Raw genomic sequence first — 15,707 nt, 5'->3', positions numbered from 1 at the left:
AGATGATCGGCAGGCCAGTGTTGTGACACCGGCCGTATGGTATCCAGATAAGCGGCGCTTATGTGGTTTGCCTTCAGTCTGGCGACGAGTGCTTGCATCAATACGATAACGTGGTTGATAAAAGACTCCCTCCGCGGACGGAGTATGGCTCACCTGGCACGGCTGCACGGTGCGCTGACGAACATAGGGAAAATACTTTGGGGTGCGAGGGATGGGCACGATCACTGCGGCCAATTTGTATGACAGGCTGAGTACATCTAAGTAGATTCAGGCCACGTCTGCAGCAAGTGCGCGGGTCTGCTACTCTAATTCGCTCATCCATCAATCGGATCAATCATGAGCAAACTGTTTTCGCCCTACACCCTCCGCAGCCTCACCCTCCCCAATCGAATTGTCGTTTCCCCTATGTGCCAGTACTCCGCCGACAACGGTGCGGCGACTACGTGGCACATGATTCATCTCGGCCATCTCGCCTTATCGGGTGCCGGCATGTTGATGATTGAGGCGACGGCGGTTGAGTCGGCAGGGCGCATCACGACTACGGATCTGGGTTTGTGGAATGACGCTAACGAGGCGGCGCTGGTGCCTATCCTTGCTGCGATCCGCCAGCATTCCAATATTGCCGTGGTCATGCAGCTTAGTCATGCGGGGCGCAAGGCGTCGAGCAAGTCGCCGTGGGAAGGCGGTCAAGTGTTGCCGGTCGCGGAAGGTGGCTGGATAACGTATGCGCCGTCGGCTGTGCCGCAGAAGGAAGGCGAAGTCGAACCGTTGGCGCTGGATGCCGCAGGACTGCGTCGCGTGCGTGATGCATTTGTGTTGGCGGCCAAACGCGCTGCGCGCCTTGGTATCGACGGGCTTGAAGTGCATGCCGCGCATGGTTATTTGCTGCATCAGTTTCTGTCGCCGATTGCGAATAAACGCACCGATGAATACGGCGGCTCGCTGGAAAATCGCATGCGCTTTCCGCTGGAAGTATTCGACGCAGTGCGCGCAGTTTTCCCGGCAGATAAACCGGTGGGTATTCGCGTGTCAGCCACTGACTGGATGGAGAACGGTTGGAACCTGGAGCAGACCATCGCCTTCGCCGCTGAGTTGAAAAAACGCGATGTCGATTGGATCGATGTGTCTTCAGGTGGCATTTCACCTTTGCAGAAAATTACGATCGGGCCGGGTTATCAAGTCGCCTTTGCACAAGGTGTGAAGGAAGCGACAGGCGTCGCGACAATGGCAGTGGGCTTGATCACCGAGCCGCAACAGGCAGAAGACATCATCGCTAGTGGCAAAGCCGACTTCATCGCAATGGCGCGTGGCCTTTTATACGATCCACGTTGGCCGTGGCATGCGGCAGCTGCGCTTGGTGCGACTATCGAAGCGCCGCCGCAATACTGGCGCTCGGCTCCGCATGGTCTAAATAAAATATTTGGCGATACGGTGTTTGGCGGGCGTTGACGTTTGAGAGGAATACCAATGAGGTATTCCGCAAGATCGTTACTCTTCCAGTTTGTATCGCCAATGATTGAGACTTAACGTATTTCAGCTCGCGGTTTGGCGAGACGCTTGAGCGCAAGCATAACTGCAGCCGAGCCGGCTATCCACGCCATCGTACTGCCGGAAAATCCAATCGCTGTATCCATCGCAATTTTGCCTGCTTTGGGCGCCACCAACTCCAAGCGGCGCTTCGTCATTTGCACACCAAGCTCGCTTAAGCGGTCTTTGTTGTAGGTGAGTTCGGCTTTTGGCAGTAGTACGGTTTCTTCATCCGCAACGTGATGAATCACATCGCGCATCAACTGCATAACGATCTCGTTATGGCGGCTACTTGACGCACTAGTCGCGCGCAGTTCGGCGATCAGCTCACGCATTTCCTGATGTTCGGGCACGCTTTTTTGCAGCACATCGTTTTGCGCATCAAGCATTTCCATCGCCGGATAAAAAATCTCTTCTTCCAGCGTCGCGTGGATCTCCAACGCGTTGCAAATCGTATCTGCCAGGGCCTTCCTGACTTTGGGATTTTTGTCTGCAGTGTATTGATGGAAGGTGACCAGTACATGCGAATGGTCAAAACGAATCATGTCAGTAATGGTGGGGGATAATTTTTTCGACAGGCTAAACATGGTGTATCTCCTAAGAATGTATGGAGGGTCTGGTAGTTTGAGAATAGCGCTTGAGCAGGCTGTTGCGGATAAGAGATACACGTATTCTTCTGTAGGAAATACTGCAAATAAAATAGACATTGATTGCCAGAAATAGATGAGCCTGCAGCCTGGGTTGATATGTAAATAATTCGACCTTCGGCAGCAGCTAAAACCTTGTGTTCATATGTGAGCTTGCGTACCGAAAAGCCCAAGTGAATTTGATTTACTGTTCAATACTTAAATGGTTGAAAGAGAAAAATGGACGCGCCTGAGTCTGCCGGCAGGGAATCAAACAATCATTTATTGCCAGGCGCTGATAACGCGTTCGCTAATAAAAATTCTCCACCAATTTCTGCTGGCGAAATAGGTATAGGTATCGCATGTGCTGCCGGTATCAGTTACGTTTTAACGCGCAAGCGCAAACCTCGCGTCTCTGCCGTCAAGGTGGCAAGGCCGGTCAAGAAAATCAACGAAGATCAGATCAGCGTTCCTCATCAAGCCATCCTCTTTCTTAAATTGCTTTTGCCAGTAGTGCTTGCCTCGGACGCTGACGTAAAAACAAAGAAGTCATTAAGCGATCCAGACAAGGTTGTTGAGTTACCTGAGCAATACCAAAAAGATCCGGCGCCCGACGTCGCCACCATCGCGCAGGGCAATCGCTTGCAGCAAGCGTGGCAGCTGACCAAGGCCGCAGTCAATGCGTGGCTGGACGACTTTGCGCCTAGCATGGGCGCGGCTATCGCTTACTACACAATATTTTCCATCGCCCCCATGCTGGTGATTGCGATTGCTGTCGCGGGCTTTATCTTTGGACAGGATGCAGCGCAGGGTGAAATCGTCTCCCAGTTGCGCGGCATTATTGGAACCGAAGGTGCGGTAGCGATACAGGGATTGTTGAAATCTGCCAGCGAACCTGCCGAGGGCATCGTCGCCACCGTGATCAGCGTCATCACATTGGCAATCGGTTCGACGGCCGTCTTCGCAGAGTTACAAAGCGCGCTTGACCGCATCTGGCGCGTACCAGTTGCGGTAAAAGAAAACGGCATCTGGGCATTGATCCGCACGCGCTTGTTGTCCTTCGGCTTGATCCTCGGTCTGGGTTTTATGTTGATGGTGTCGCTGGTCGTCAGCGCTGGTCTAGCCGCATTAGGTAATTGGTGGGGTGCGTGGTTTGAAGGATGGGAAGTCGTCTTGCAAATTCTCAATCTGGTGATTTCATTCTTTGTCTTTGCGGGCTTGTTCTCTGTCATTTACAGATTCATGCCGCGCGTGCGTTTGTCTTGGCACGATGTGTGGGTAGGCGCGGTCGCCACCACGATCCTGTTTATCATCGGCAAATATTTGATTGGTTTGTATCTCGGTACGACCGGCATGACGACAGGATTCGGTGCGGCCGGCTCGTTCGCATTGCTGCTCGCTTGGATTTATTATTCGGCGCAGATATTTTTATTAGGTGCCGAGTTCACGTGGATCTACGCGAATAATTTCGGCTCTAAAAGACGGTCGCTTAAAGTTCTGTGAATTAAAGTTTGTTGCATGTGGATGATTCAGCTGTGGTCTGTTGGTGAAGTTAAGTGTGCGGGAATTTTCGTAGAGCGAATGTAATGCTGGCGATGCCAGCTTGCTTCGATAAAAGCACTCCATGATGTGACAAACAAAAGCCCCGATAAATTGGGGCTTTTGTTTAGTGTGAAACTCTTATTCTTTGCTTGCGGATTTTTTGCTGGTAGTAGCTTTATCCGAAACGGCTTTCTTGCTGTCTTTGCTCGGTTTGTCCGATGTCGCTTTGGCCGGTTTCGCTTTTACTGTTTTGGCAGCGGTGGTTTTGCTTGCTGCTTTGGCGGGCTTGGCGGATTTAACGGCTTTAGCTTTGACAGGCGTTGAGGCCTTCTTTTTCTCAGCACTTTTCGCAGTATCTGCTGGGGTAGCAGCGCGTGGCTGACCTTTGATTTCGTTATGATACTTTGCCGCGGCCGCGGCTTTTTTCACAGCTTCCTGGGCAATGTTTGAGGCCTTGATTCTTGCCTTCTCTTCTTTGCTGCGCTGATGCGCTTCGTCTTTATTGCCGATTCTGTTTGTCATAGTGATCTCCTCAGTGAAAATTAAGCACATGGCTAATTCAGTTCAATCCTGAAAGTCAGGAGTGCATGCCCATCAAAGTATCAGGCTAGCGAGCAGAGGTATGTGCGAACCCGAACACTGGGCGCGAGCAATGCGGATCAAGTTTGTAGAAGTTTTTCGCTATGAATATCGGTCTGGATCTGTGCCAAACATCAAGCTCGTCTGTTGAAATTGATTTTTTACCGAGCTTGCAGAGTGACAACAAAGTAGTCGTCTTCAACTTTGATAGACAATAAGCGTTAAGCTGTTTCTTCAAATACTTTTCGCCGCGACTTTATCTAGCGGCTACAAGCCGCAGGTTATATTTCACGCCAACGAAAGAAGGAAGAGAAATCATGGAAGACAAGCTCGTCAAAATTCCCGGCCCCGATCATCCGATTACGCTCACGCCAAACCTTACACGCATCAAAGTTACCGTAGCGGGGCGCGTCATTGCCGATACGACGGACGCATTGACCTTGCAGGAAGCATCGTATCCGCCAGTGCAATACATTCCGCGCAAGGATGTGGATATGTCGCAACTTGAGCGCAGCAATCACGTGACGTATTGTCCATACAAGGGCGATTGTTCTTACTACGGCATACCCGCAGGTGGCGAGCGTCCCGCGAATGCGGTGTGGACGTATGAGATGCCTTATCCGGCAGTTGCTGCGATCAAGGAATACGTCGCTTTTTATCCGAATCGTGTGGATGCGATTGAAGTCGGTTAACGATGAATTGTGTATGCACGCAGCAAAGCTATTTGCTACGTGATCGAATGTACTTTGAAAGTAATGGAATGAAACCACCTGCTCAATATTTCATCAGCCGCTTCATCTTGGTGTTGCTGGCTTCTTCCATGCTTGGTGGATGCGGCGGCTATGCACGCACACCGAACAGCAATTCAGGCGTGGAAATGTACGGCGTGATTGATGTCGGCGTGCAGCACGACAGTCGCTGAATGCTTAGCTTTGTTTGCGTTGCGTTTATACCGCATCAGCTTTCGGCTAAAAACTGATGCAAGGCTTGAATCGCCGCCGAGCCTTCGCCCACTGCAGCTGCTACGCGCTTGACCGATCCACTCCGCACATCGCCTACTGCAAAGATGCCAGGATTGCTAGTTTCCAGATGATGCGGTGGACGTTCTAATGGCCACTCAACTCCTTGCACTTGCGGGCCCGTCAAAACAAATTCTTTATCGTCCAGCTTGACACATTTGTTGAGCCAGCTCGTGTTGGGTTCTGCGCCTAGGAATAGAAAGACGTGTTCGACGTTAAATGCCTTTGGTGTTGCATCACGCGTTTGACACATCACGCATTGCAATTTGTCTTCACCTTTTAAATCTACAATTTGCGTGTGCGTATGTAGCGTGATGTTGGGTGCAGCGTCTATTCTCTGTATCAAATACTGCGACATGCTGGCGGCGAGTCCGCTGGAGCGCACCATGATGTGCACGTGACGTGCGTGACCAGCAAGAAATACCGCAGCTTGCCCGGCTGAGTTGCCGCCGCCGACGAGGATCACGTCTTCGTTCGTGCAAAAAGTTGCTTCCATAAACGACGCGTTGTAATAAATGCCGCGCCCTTCGTAGCGTTCAAGATTGTGGATGGATGGCTTGCGATAACGTGCGCCGGTGGCGATCACTACCGAGCGCGCTTGGATGTGCTCGCCATTGTCGAGCGCGATGTCGAACGTTTTGCCGGCACGACAATCGAGAGAAGTAACTTCTATAGGCACCGCAACTTCTGCGCCGAACTTGCGCGCTTGCGACAAGCCGCGTCCCGCCAATGCCACGCCAGAAATCCCGGTGGGAAATCCAAAGTAGTTTTCTATCTTGGAACTGGTGCCCGCTTGTCCGCCCGCAGCCTTGGTGTCCAGTACCACGACGCTCAATCCTTCCGATGCGCCATATACCGCGGCGGCTAATCCTGCCGGACCTGCACCGACTACCGCGAGATCAAATTGCTTGCCATTGAGATTATCGGCACTCATGCCCAGTGCATCGGCTAGTTCACGATTGTTAGGCTTCTTCAGTACGACGCTGCCCGGTGTGACGACTGCTGGAATATCCGCTAACGAAATGTCGAAGCGTTCCATCAACGCCGCAGCGGACTCATGTTGCTCTACTTCGAAGTAAGCAGCCGGTTGCCCGTTGCGCGACAAAAATTCGCGTAGATTAAGTGAGTGTGCAGATTGGCGCGAGCCGAACACGATGACGCCGCTGCCATCTTTGTCCTGGATAAATGCGACGCGCCGCAAGATATAGGCGCGCATGATCAGTTCGCTCAAATCTGCTTCGGCAACGACGAGTGCGCGCAAGCATTCTTCATCGACGACGATCATTTCGCATTCAGTTTGTGTAATGGCAGTCGCAACCGCAGCCCTGCCAGCCAAGGTGCCGATATCGCCAGTGAACATACCCTCGCCAAATGTGCCCAGTGCGCGCGATCGCAGCGCGGTGCCGCGTTCGATCTGGATAGTTCCGGCGACAATGACATACATGCTGATATGCCGTTCGCCTTGCGTGAACAGCACATGATCAGCAGGAAAGCGTCGCCGCTCCCCGTACTTGCTCATCAATTCAACCTGCGCTGCTGTCAGCGCCGGAAAAAGTTGATGACGACGAGCCTGAAAAAACGACTGCAGCGCGGCTTCTGAATCTGGCGTATCTGACATGCGACTCTTTCTGTTGGAAGATGGAAGTCGAGCGACGGAACAATCAACTGTTGACGATTCGGTTACTGATGCAATTACCTTTAATATTGCCACGAAGGTTTGATGAGTGTCGCGCGCTTTGTTTAAATTAGAAGCTCATAGTTCTAGAATGTCGATTTAGATATTCAAGATACTTGTCTTGCACTTGCTTAGTGCATTATTGGTGACGGCGTGACCAAAAAATCAAGCCGGATTCGCTATCCACCAATAACCAATACCACTATCGTTGCGTAGTACGTAACGCACGTTATTAACAAATCGCTGCGGGAATTTTCCACCATCGTTATTCGCGCTGGACTCTTGCATCATGTCGTATGCCAGCGCCGATGCTTTTTGTTGATTCAGATTTGGACTGGTCGCTTCGGCAATGACTTCTGAAATCGCCAGTACAGCTCCACGATCAATTACATCTGGATTGCCGGCGACTACAGCCGTGACGCTGATGATCCGCCCAGTCTCTTTCGAGACGCTCACAGTCAGTGACGTTTGATTGGTGAAAGCCTGCTTGAAATAGTCGTGTACCGCACCGTGCTTGACGTCGAATTTTCCAATGCGAAATGACTGCCCGGATGATTTGGCTGCAGCATTAAAGGCATCAACGAATTGTTCCGTATTGAATGTGAACTCAACTTCCTTGGTGATGCTGACTATTTTAGTAGGTGCCTCTATCACGTCAGACGATGCGGTCTTGACGTCGCTACTTTTGCTACACGCGATCAAACAGAGCGCCAATATGACGCAAGCTAGTTTCTTCATGTCTCCTCCATAAACCGTTCGACCTCGTGCAAATCGATGGTTGTTTCTTTTGTACAAACGGATTCGTTGATCCGCTTTAATGGAAGATTACACCAAGCAGTCCCGGCTTGCGATCAGCTCGATAAAACTCGTTAGTTGCTGATAACACGGCAATATTTATGTGGAAAATCAAACAAAAGACCGGACAGATTAAATCAAAAAAGCAACGTAAAATAATCACATTAATTACACGCAAGGAATCAACATGAAACCAATTCCAGTAGATCAAATACAGATCGTCTGGTACCAGGACTCCATTTCTGGCGAAACGATGTCGTCCGGCATGGGCGGCAAAACGGTTAACTTTTGGGTGCACATGGAATTCTTTCCGCGCGAAGTGACCGAGGCTTTTCTGATGGACGAAGGCGAGCCGCGACCGCATCCAAAAATTGGCTGGTCGTATGCGCGTGGAATGTTGCGTTAATTGATGGCGTTGCTGAAAATAAAAGCGCGCCGAGTTTCAGGCGCGCTTGATGTGGATGTCTTGATTAGAGAGTTACTGCTGCAAGGCGACTATCGTAAATTTTGATAGTGCTGCTTATTTCGGAAACATGTCGAATGCTTCGCCAACTTTGAGCGCGACCAGGTCGTACAGCGAGTGTCGCGGTTGCGGGCCGGCACGTTCAAAGCCTTCTACCGTATCCGGCTCGACGCCTTCAGGTGGTGGTACAAATTGCATCCACTCTTCGTAACCCGGGTGATCTTTCAGGTTGCGATTAAGTTCATCCAGAAACTCTTGCGTACTCAGTTTTTTTTCAGCCATGATGACCTCCTAGAAGAATAATTCATCTTAGCATGTCACATTAGATACGACAGTGCGCTACGCCGCATAAGGCAAGGCACTGCCAGCTCTCTTCGCTTCTTAAAACAGCGCACCACGTGCCAGCACCGGCCATGCCTGCTGCACGACATCGCCACGGATTGCAATCAACCAGTCGTGCAGATTGACGGTGGGGTCGCAATGGCTAGGGATTATGCGTACCTTGTCGCCGACTTGCAGCGGCACTGCATCCGGCCCCGGCACAATGGTGGTGTGCTCATCCGATAAGGTTTTTACCGACCAGCCCGGCAGTTCTATGCGCGGCAAGCCTTGATCCACTGCAAATGCTTTCAAGCCGCCATCCAATACCGCATGGCCGGGCTGCATGCTGATCACGGTGCATAGACCGAATAGCGCGTGGCGCAAGGGCGCGCTGCCTACTTCCAGTTTGTTGGCGGCGTAATCGGTATCCATCAACGCGTAGGAGCCTGGCTGCACTTCGGTGTACAAAGCGGAGTCGGCTTCATACCCGTAAGTGCCGGTGCCACCGCCGGTAATGACGGGACAAGCGAAGTCGGCGGCTTCCAGTTGCTGCACGATGGAGCGTACTTTTTCTACTGCGGATGTCACGGCGGCAGCACGTTGTTCGGGTTGGCGCATGTGCTGAGCCGAGCCGCGAAACGCGTGTATGCCTTTGAAATTTAAATGCGGTGCGTACTGCGCAATGGCTTGCGCCAATGCCAGCGCTTGATCGCCGTCGATGACGCCGCAACGTGCATGGCCGATATCGATTTCCACCAATACATCGAGTTGCGTGCCTTGGCTGCGTAGGGCATGGCCTATCTGCTCGACTTGCAAGGCGTGATCCACGCACACACCTATTTTTGCTTGCCCGGCCAACACGGCGAGGCGCGCGGCTTTGCGTGTGCCGACTATCTGGTTGGTGATCAATACATCCTTGATGCCTGCTTGTACAAAAACTTCGGCTTCGCTGACTTTTTGGCAGCAGATGCCATGCGCGCCCGCTGCTAATTGCAGATGCGCGATAGCTGGTGTCTTGTGTGCTTTGCCGTGTGGACGTACCAGCAAGCCTGCCTGCAGGATGCGCGCGTGTACTCGTGCCAGGTTGTCTTCAAAGGCATCGAGGTCTATCAGCAACGCTGGCGTATCTACGTCAGCCAGCACGTCACCGACAGCGGCTGGCGCGCCCTGCATGCAAGCACCGATTACGGATAAATCTTTTTGCGTCATGTATTTTCCTAATGCGGAAGTATGTTGGAGAGGAAATGCTGCGCGCGTTCCGAACGTGCTCGCAGGTTACCGAAGAATTCATCCTTACTGCAATCTTCGACGATAAAACCTTGATCCATAAAAATGATTCTATCCGCTACTTTACGAGCAAAGCCCATTTCATGGGTGACGCACATCATGGTCATGCCTTCTTGCGCCAGCTCGACCATGACATCAAGGACTTCGTTGACCATTTCCGGATCGAGCGCTGAGGTCGGTTCATCGAACAGCATGCAGATCGGATCCCTCGATACCGCACGAGCAATTGCCACGCGCTGGTGCTGACCACCGGAGAGTTGCGCGGGATATTTATCGGCTTGCGCCTTGAGGCCGACGCGCTCCAGATAGAGCAAACCTTTTTCCATTGCTTCCTCTTTGCTGCGATTCAACACATGGATTTGTGCCAGCGTCAGATTTTCACGGATGGATAAATGCGGGAACAGTTCGAAGTTTTGAAACACCATACCGACGCGTGAGCGCAGCTTTGGCAAGTCAGTGTTGTGCGCATTGACCGATACGCCATCGACTGAAATTTTGCCGGTTCTAAACGGCTCTAAACCGTTGACGGTTTTGATCAAAGTCGATTTGCCCGAGCCAGATGGGCCGCACACAACGACGACTTCGCCTTTTGCGATTTGCGTTGAACAATCGGTGAGAACTTGAAACTCACCGTACCACTTCGATACACGATAAATATCGATCATGATTTTGTTGCTCCTGATAAGCGCTTGACCAGCGAAGACGCGGTGAAGCAGATAATGAAATAGACGGCGCCAGCGATCAGCATCATTTCTTCGATGCGGCCATCGCGTTCGCCTATGCCTTCGGCGGCAGTAAAGAAATCCGCCAGCGAGATGATGTAGACCAGTGAAGTGTCTTGAAACAGCACAATCAATTGCGTCAGCAATAGCGGCAGCATGTTGCGAAATGCCTGTGGTAATACCACCAATCGCATCGCTTGCAGGGGACGCATGCCCAATGCAAAAGCTGCAGACAGCTGACCTTTGGCGACACTCTGTATACCGGCACGCATGATTTCCGCGTAATAAGCAGCTTCAAATAATGCGAAGCCGATCAATGCCGACAGCAGACGCGTGTCCGTGTTTTGCGGCACCCACGGCAAGCTCTTCAGAAACTGCGGCACCACTAGATAGAAGCCGAGCAGCAGCATCGCCAGCGGCATTGAGCGGAAGAAGTTGACATACGCTGCGGCAAAAAGCGACAACATGCGAAAGCGTGACAGTCGCATCATCGCCAACGCCGTGCCCCAAATCAGCCCGACTACCAACGCGGTGCCAGCAACCTTGAGTGAGATCACCATCCCTTCCATCAATACGCTGAAGGCTTCCGGCGTAATAAAACTAAAGTCCAGACCTAACATGATGATTCCTTTCAGCGGCCTGTGGTGCCGGGTATGCGTACGCGTTTTTCCAGCATATTCATCGCCAGCATGACCACCAGATTGATGAGCAAATAGCAGGCAATCACGGCAACGAAGGATTCATAAGCGCGCGCGGTGTAGTCGTTCAATTGGCGCGTGCGGGCGAACAGATCGATCACGCCGATGGTGGCGGCGATGGATGAGTTCTTGAAGATGCTCAGCATCTCGGATGTCATAGGCGGCAGGATGGTGCGATACGCGATCGGCAACAACACATAGCGATAAGTCTGCGGTAGCGTGAAGCCCATCGCCAGCGAAGCATTACGCAAGCCGCGCGGCACTGACTGGATGCCGGCTCTTACTTGTTCACACACGCGAGCAGCGGTGAAGAATCCGAGACCGATGGTTGCAGTGACGAATGCGGTGGTCGCAGGTGGTTGCGCGAACAACCAGTTGCGTGTGCTCTCGGGCAAAAACTTTGGTGCCAGGTAATACCAAAGGAAGAGCTGCACGATTAGCGGGATGTTGCGCACTACTTCAACATACGCGGCGGCGATAAAAGCCAAGGTGCGATTGTTCATGGTGCGCATGACGCCGAGCACCGAGCCCAGCACGAATGCGATGATCCAGCCGAGCACACCCATCTTGACCGTGGTCCAGAAGCCGGAGATCAGCCAGTCCAGATAGGTTTCGTGGCCGCTCGCGGATTCGAGGAAAATTCCCCAATACCAGTCGTAACTCATGATGATTTCCTTGTTATGTACAGGCGTGTTGAGACAGAGCGGCAGTCGCCGCCGCTCTGTTATTACAGCTATTGTTGTGTGCTTACTGGATAGCGATGTCGTTCGGCTTGGCGTACAACTGTTTCAAGTCTTCCGACATCGGGAAGTCGAGCATCAGTTGACGTGGTGGGATAGGTGCTTCAAACCATTTTTTGTAGATAGGCATGATCTTGCCGGACTTCATCAAGTCGGCAACGACGCCATCGACCGTTTTCTTGAACGCTGGATCATCTTTGCGCATCATGCAGCCATAGACTTCGCGCGATTGCGGTGTGCCGACTACATGCCATTTTTCTGCGTTCTTAGATTTTGCGCGCTCACCGTACAGGATCGCGTCATCCATCATGAAGGCAACGGCGCGGCCGCTATCGACTGACAAAAATGCCTGGCCGTTTTCCTTGGCGGCGATGATGTTCATGCCAAGTTTTTTGTCTTCATTGACCTTGTTCAGCAGACGCTCCGAAGTAGTGCCTGCTGTGGTCGACACATTCTTGCCCTTGAGATCAGCGAAATCCTTGATGCCGGAATCCTTGGCGGTCAGCAGACGTGTGCCGATGATGAAGATGCTGTTCGAAAATGCAACTTGCTTTTGACGATCTTCGGTATTGGTGGTGGTCGAGCACTCCAGATCCAGTGTGCCGTTTTGCATCAACGCAATGCGGTTTTGTGCAGTGAAAGGCAGGATGCGATATTGCAGATTTGGAATTTTCAAATCGGTTTTAAGTTGCTCGACGACCTTCATCATGATGTCGACTGAGTAGCCGACGAACTGTGTGCCTTCGAGGTTGTAGCTAAAGGGCGCGGTGGATTCGCGTGCACCCAATGTGATCATGCCGGTGTCTTTGATTTTTTTCAAAGTGCCGGTGAGTTCTTGTGCGTGAACAGCACCCGCGAGCAAGCCGAAGGTCAATGCAAGTGCAATACGATTAACGATTTTCATTTGTTGATTCCTGAAAGATTGACAGCGACGCAAAACATTTCGTGCAGACATCGTTGATGTCGGAAGCACTGATGCTTAGCTATGGGTAGAGCTGACGATGGGTCAACATCGCTCGCGTCGAAAATTAGCCGCCCCTCTGTCCTATTTACCTGAGAGTTTCACGGGCAAGCCCGCTTTCCCCTTCGGTGGATTGCGTAAATCGCAGTCTCTCTCCAGATCAGCCAAATTACGCCGCAGTCGTTGTTGCCTGAGTGATTATGGGGATGCACCTTCGGCGGGGTATGAGCCCTCTCTCCTGCGGAGTACTCTTTATGCAGCAATTGTTGTGCCATAAAAATCGCACGCTCTTGGTGAATCAGAGGGTGATTTTTACAGTGTTTCTTTAACAATAAATAAAGTGGTGTGCGATTTATTGCGACGAAGTAGGTTGAAGAAAACGATGAAGAGTTAATGCTGTGTGGAAGGTTGTCTTGCCGGAGTTATTTGATTCGTACCGCAAATCAATTTATGCATTTGGCCATTTATATAGTGGCCAAATGCATTTGTGGTGATTACGTTTTTGCTTTGAAGTTGTGCAGCTGTATTACTCTTTATATACGCCGCAACCGATGATCAGATTTTCATAGCGGTCCAGATACATGGATTTGGCTTCGACCTGTTTAGAGATTGGGTTGAGGAACATATAGTCTTGCCAGCCTTTGCCGGTGTTCTGAATGATAGCGATACGTTCTCTGACGAATGGATTGCCGGCGCCATCTTTCGCGTCAATCAAGTCTTTGCCTATCAGCGCTGGATTGGCGCCATGCGCCAGATTGCGGCCACTCATGTCGTACACAACGACGTATAAATCGCGATCGCAGAATTGACCGAGCTTGTTGCTGATTTCTGCAAATGTTTTTTCAGGACCTATTTCGTACATCGATTCGATCGCCTTGCTGACCATTTCTCTTGCTTCGGCTGTGGAGCCGTGGCTGCCGCTCTTGATAGTGAAGATGCTGACGACGTTGATCAACTCGGTGGTTTGCGTTTGCAATGCTTCGGCTGATGCTGCAGCCTGTTCTACCAACGCAGCATTTTGCTGTGTGACTTGATCCATCTGCGCGATGGCTTTGTTGACTTGTTCGATGCCTATGCTTTGTTCGCGGCTGGCGGTACTGATCTCGGTCATGATGTCATCGACGCGTTTTATGCTGCTGACCACTTCATCCATCGTGGTGCCCGCATGCGCTACCAGCTTGCTGCCGCTTTGTACTTTGTTGACCGAGTCTTCGATCAGCGATTTGATTTCGCGTGCTGCTGCTGAGCTGCGTTGTGCCAGGTTGCGTACTTCACCTGCGACGACTGCAAAGCCGCGACCTTGTTCGCCTGCGCGAGCCGCTTCTACCGCTGCGTTCAAGGCAAGAATGTTGGTTTGGAAAGCGATGCTGTCGATAACGCTGATAATGTCGACAATTTTCTTCGACGATTGATTGATCGAATCCATCGTGTTGACGACTTCAGCGACTACGTTGCCGCCTTTAATCGCGACTTGTGACGCGGTTCTGGCCAACTCGTTTGCTTGCACTGCATTCGCTGCATTTTCTTTCACGGTGGAAGTCATCTCTTCCATCGCGGATGCGGTTTCTTCGAGTGAGCTGGCTTGCTGTTCTGTGCGTGATGACAGATCCAGATTGCCGGCTGCGATTTCGCGTGTGGCGGTGGACAAGGTTTCGGTACCGTGACGAATGGTCCATACAACGTTCGCCAAACCTTGGCCGATGCCGTTGATGGCAGACAGTAGCTGGCCGATCTCATCGACACGTTTTGTTTCGAGTCGTGTAGTCAGATCGCCGCTGGCAAGTTGTCGGGCAACTTTTGTGGCCTGGCCAAGTGGACCGGTAACAGTTTTGCGTATGACGCTGTACAACAGCGTTGCCAAAATCAGCAATGCGACGAGTGCAGCCGCGCCCGACATATTGCGCAAGGCGGTCGCTTCGCGGGTGAATTCGTGGGCGTAAGTATCGCCGACCACGACCCAGTTCTTATCCTGTACGTAGGTGAAGGCGGCGACGCGATCGGGTGAACCCGCATCAGCGGCAGAGCGATAGTGAATCACGCCGTCTTTTTTACTGAGGATTTCCTTGATGTAGGCGCGGCCGTCAATGGACTTATCGGCGAGAATATTTTGACCTTCATTGTTGGCTGCGATGATGAGCTTGCCGTAATCCGCGCCGGCATTTGCATCGAGTACGTAATAGCCGCCGGTAGTGCCGACTTTAAGTGACAGCAATTTGCTTTTGATCAGGGCCACATCGTTGCTCATGCCGACGACTAACTTGCTCTTCGCAGTGACTTCTTCCGCCGCGCGATGTTCCAGCATGTCGGAGGTTGCTTGCCCGGTTGCCCAGACAAAAATGCCGAAGACGACGGCAATCAATAGGAAAGAGATAGCAGCCAATTTTACGCCGACACCAAGCCTTGCTAGATAACGCTTTACGCTGTTCATCGCTTACTTCCATTCATGAATGTAGAGATCAAAAGATTGCCTGGCGGCGACCATTCTTGATAGAAACATCATAACTGTATACATACGATTTTTGCCGAAACCGACTCTCGCAGAAGGTGAAATGTTGTGTACTCGCACCAAGGCGGGGCGACACTGTTACAAAATCAAGAGCTCGGGAGTACGCAGAGCTGCGTATTCCGCAGAATTAATTTTTTTATAATCGTTTAACATTTGATGTCTCTGCACTCTGTATCGACCAGTTTCTGGAAAACAATAGTGATTGAAATACGCTGTTAAAACCCGATGTTTGATATGTGGCGCCGC

Annotated in this window: 16 protein-coding genes and 2 riboswitches; of the genes, 5 read left to right on the top strand and 11 right to left on the bottom strand. The window is 51.6% G+C overall.

What is annotated here, in order from left to right; all coding sequences use genetic code 11:
- The first annotated feature begins 336 nt into the window (after window positions 1-336).
- Window positions 337-1,449 (top strand): NADH:flavin oxidoreductase/NADH oxidase, encoded by a 1,113-nt coding sequence (locus Q7T66_RS01085; protein WP_304931395.1) that lies wholly within the window; start codon window positions 337-339, stop codon window positions 1,447-1,449.
- 74 nt (window positions 1,450-1,523) lie between these two features.
- Here Q7T66_RS01085 and Q7T66_RS01080 read toward each other — a convergent pair whose 3' ends face one another.
- A complete protein-coding gene (locus tag Q7T66_RS01080; RefSeq protein ID WP_304931394.1) occupies window positions 1,524-2,114 on the bottom strand; it encodes a hemerythrin domain-containing protein in 591 nt (196 codons plus the stop codon).
- A 279-nt stretch (window positions 2,115-2,393) separates the two neighbouring features.
- On the opposite strand from Q7T66_RS01080, the gene Q7T66_RS01075 reads away from it, so the two are divergent.
- Window positions 2,394-3,656, top strand: coding sequence for a YihY/virulence factor BrkB family protein (locus tag Q7T66_RS01075; RefSeq protein ID WP_304931393.1), 1,263 nt, complete (start codon window positions 2,394-2,396; stop codon window positions 3,654-3,656).
- A 177-nt stretch (window positions 3,657-3,833) separates the two neighbouring features.
- On the opposite strand, the gene Q7T66_RS01070 is transcribed toward Q7T66_RS01075, so the two are convergent.
- Window positions 3,834-4,247 carry a hypothetical protein gene (locus tag Q7T66_RS01070; RefSeq protein ID WP_304931392.1) on the bottom strand — a complete coding sequence of 138 codons (414 nt, stop codon included), beginning with the start codon at window positions 4,245-4,247 and terminating at the stop codon, window positions 3,834-3,836.
- A gap of 344 nt (window positions 4,248-4,591) precedes the next feature.
- Here Q7T66_RS01070 and Q7T66_RS01065 point away from each other — a divergent pair, with 344 nt between their 5' ends.
- Window positions 4,592-4,966: a DUF427 domain-containing protein gene (locus tag Q7T66_RS01065; protein ID WP_304931391.1), complete on the top strand. Its 375-nt coding sequence runs from the start codon at window positions 4,592-4,594 to the stop codon at window positions 4,964-4,966.
- Window positions 4,967-5,034: 68 nt separating this feature from the next.
- Window positions 5,035-5,196 carry a hypothetical protein gene (locus Q7T66_RS01060; RefSeq protein WP_304931390.1) on the top strand — a complete coding sequence of 54 codons (162 nt, stop codon included), beginning with the start codon at window positions 5,035-5,037 and terminating at the stop codon, window positions 5,194-5,196.
- A gap of 35 nt (window positions 5,197-5,231) precedes the next feature.
- On the opposite strand, the gene Q7T66_RS01055 is transcribed toward Q7T66_RS01060, so the two are convergent.
- Window positions 5,232-6,911 (bottom strand): FAD-dependent oxidoreductase, encoded by a 1,680-nt coding sequence (locus Q7T66_RS01055; protein ID WP_304931389.1) that lies wholly within the window; start codon window positions 6,909-6,911, stop codon window positions 5,232-5,234.
- A gap of 222 nt (window positions 6,912-7,133) precedes the next feature.
- On the bottom strand, window positions 7,134-7,706 hold the full coding sequence (locus Q7T66_RS01050; protein WP_304931388.1) for a hypothetical protein: 573 nt from the start codon (window positions 7,704-7,706) through the stop codon (window positions 7,134-7,136).
- 244 nt (window positions 7,707-7,950) lie between these two features.
- On the opposite strand from Q7T66_RS01050, the gene Q7T66_RS01045 reads away from it, so the two are divergent.
- Complete coding sequence (locus Q7T66_RS01045) at window positions 7,951-8,169, top strand: hypothetical protein (protein WP_304931387.1); 219 nt, start codon at window positions 7,951-7,953, stop codon at window positions 8,167-8,169.
- 114 nt (window positions 8,170-8,283) lie between these two features.
- Here Q7T66_RS01045 and Q7T66_RS01040 read toward each other — a convergent pair whose 3' ends face one another.
- From Q7T66_RS01040 to Q7T66_RS01010, 7 genes are all read right to left on the bottom strand, one after another.
- Entirely contained in the window at window positions 8,284-8,508 is a 225-nt protein-coding gene (locus Q7T66_RS01040; RefSeq protein ID WP_304931386.1) for a hypothetical protein, read from the bottom strand.
- Between the two features lie 99 nt (window positions 8,509-8,607).
- Window positions 8,608-9,756, bottom strand: a complete 1,149-nt coding sequence (locus Q7T66_RS01035) for a DSD1 family PLP-dependent enzyme (protein ID WP_304931385.1) — start codon at window positions 9,754-9,756, stop codon at window positions 8,608-8,610.
- Between the two features lie 8 nt (window positions 9,757-9,764).
- Window positions 9,765-10,499, bottom strand: a complete 735-nt coding sequence (locus Q7T66_RS01030) for an amino acid ABC transporter ATP-binding protein (RefSeq protein ID WP_304931384.1) — start codon at window positions 10,497-10,499, stop codon at window positions 9,765-9,767.
- Window positions 10,496-11,176, bottom strand: coding sequence for an ABC transporter permease subunit (locus tag Q7T66_RS01025; protein WP_304931383.1), 681 nt, complete (start codon window positions 11,174-11,176; stop codon window positions 10,496-10,498). The genes Q7T66_RS01030 and Q7T66_RS01025 overlap by 4 nt, the downstream gene beginning before the upstream one ends.
- Before the next feature lie 11 nt (window positions 11,177-11,187).
- Window positions 11,188-11,919 carry an amino acid ABC transporter permease gene (locus Q7T66_RS01020; RefSeq protein ID WP_304931382.1) on the bottom strand — a complete coding sequence of 244 codons (732 nt, stop codon included), beginning with the start codon at window positions 11,917-11,919 and terminating at the stop codon, window positions 11,188-11,190.
- Window positions 11,920-12,001: 82 nt separating this feature from the next.
- A complete protein-coding gene (locus Q7T66_RS01015) occupies window positions 12,002-12,898 on the bottom strand; it encodes a glutamate/aspartate ABC transporter substrate-binding protein (RefSeq protein WP_304931381.1) in 897 nt (298 codons plus the stop codon).
- A gap of 126 nt (window positions 12,899-13,024) precedes the next feature.
- Window positions 13,025-13,122: riboswitch (glycine riboswitch) on the bottom strand.
- Window positions 13,123-13,206, bottom strand: a riboswitch (glycine riboswitch).
- A 275-nt stretch (window positions 13,207-13,481) separates the two neighbouring features.
- A complete protein-coding gene (locus Q7T66_RS01010; RefSeq protein ID WP_304931380.1) occupies window positions 13,482-15,383 on the bottom strand; it encodes a methyl-accepting chemotaxis protein in 1,902 nt (633 codons plus the stop codon).
- Window positions 15,384-15,707 lie beyond the last annotated feature (324 nt).

It is taken from the genome of Herminiimonas sp. (assembly GCF_030655415.1).
Note: the sequence above shows the minus strand (reverse complement) of the source record. Positions and strands in the feature narration are given on the sequence as shown.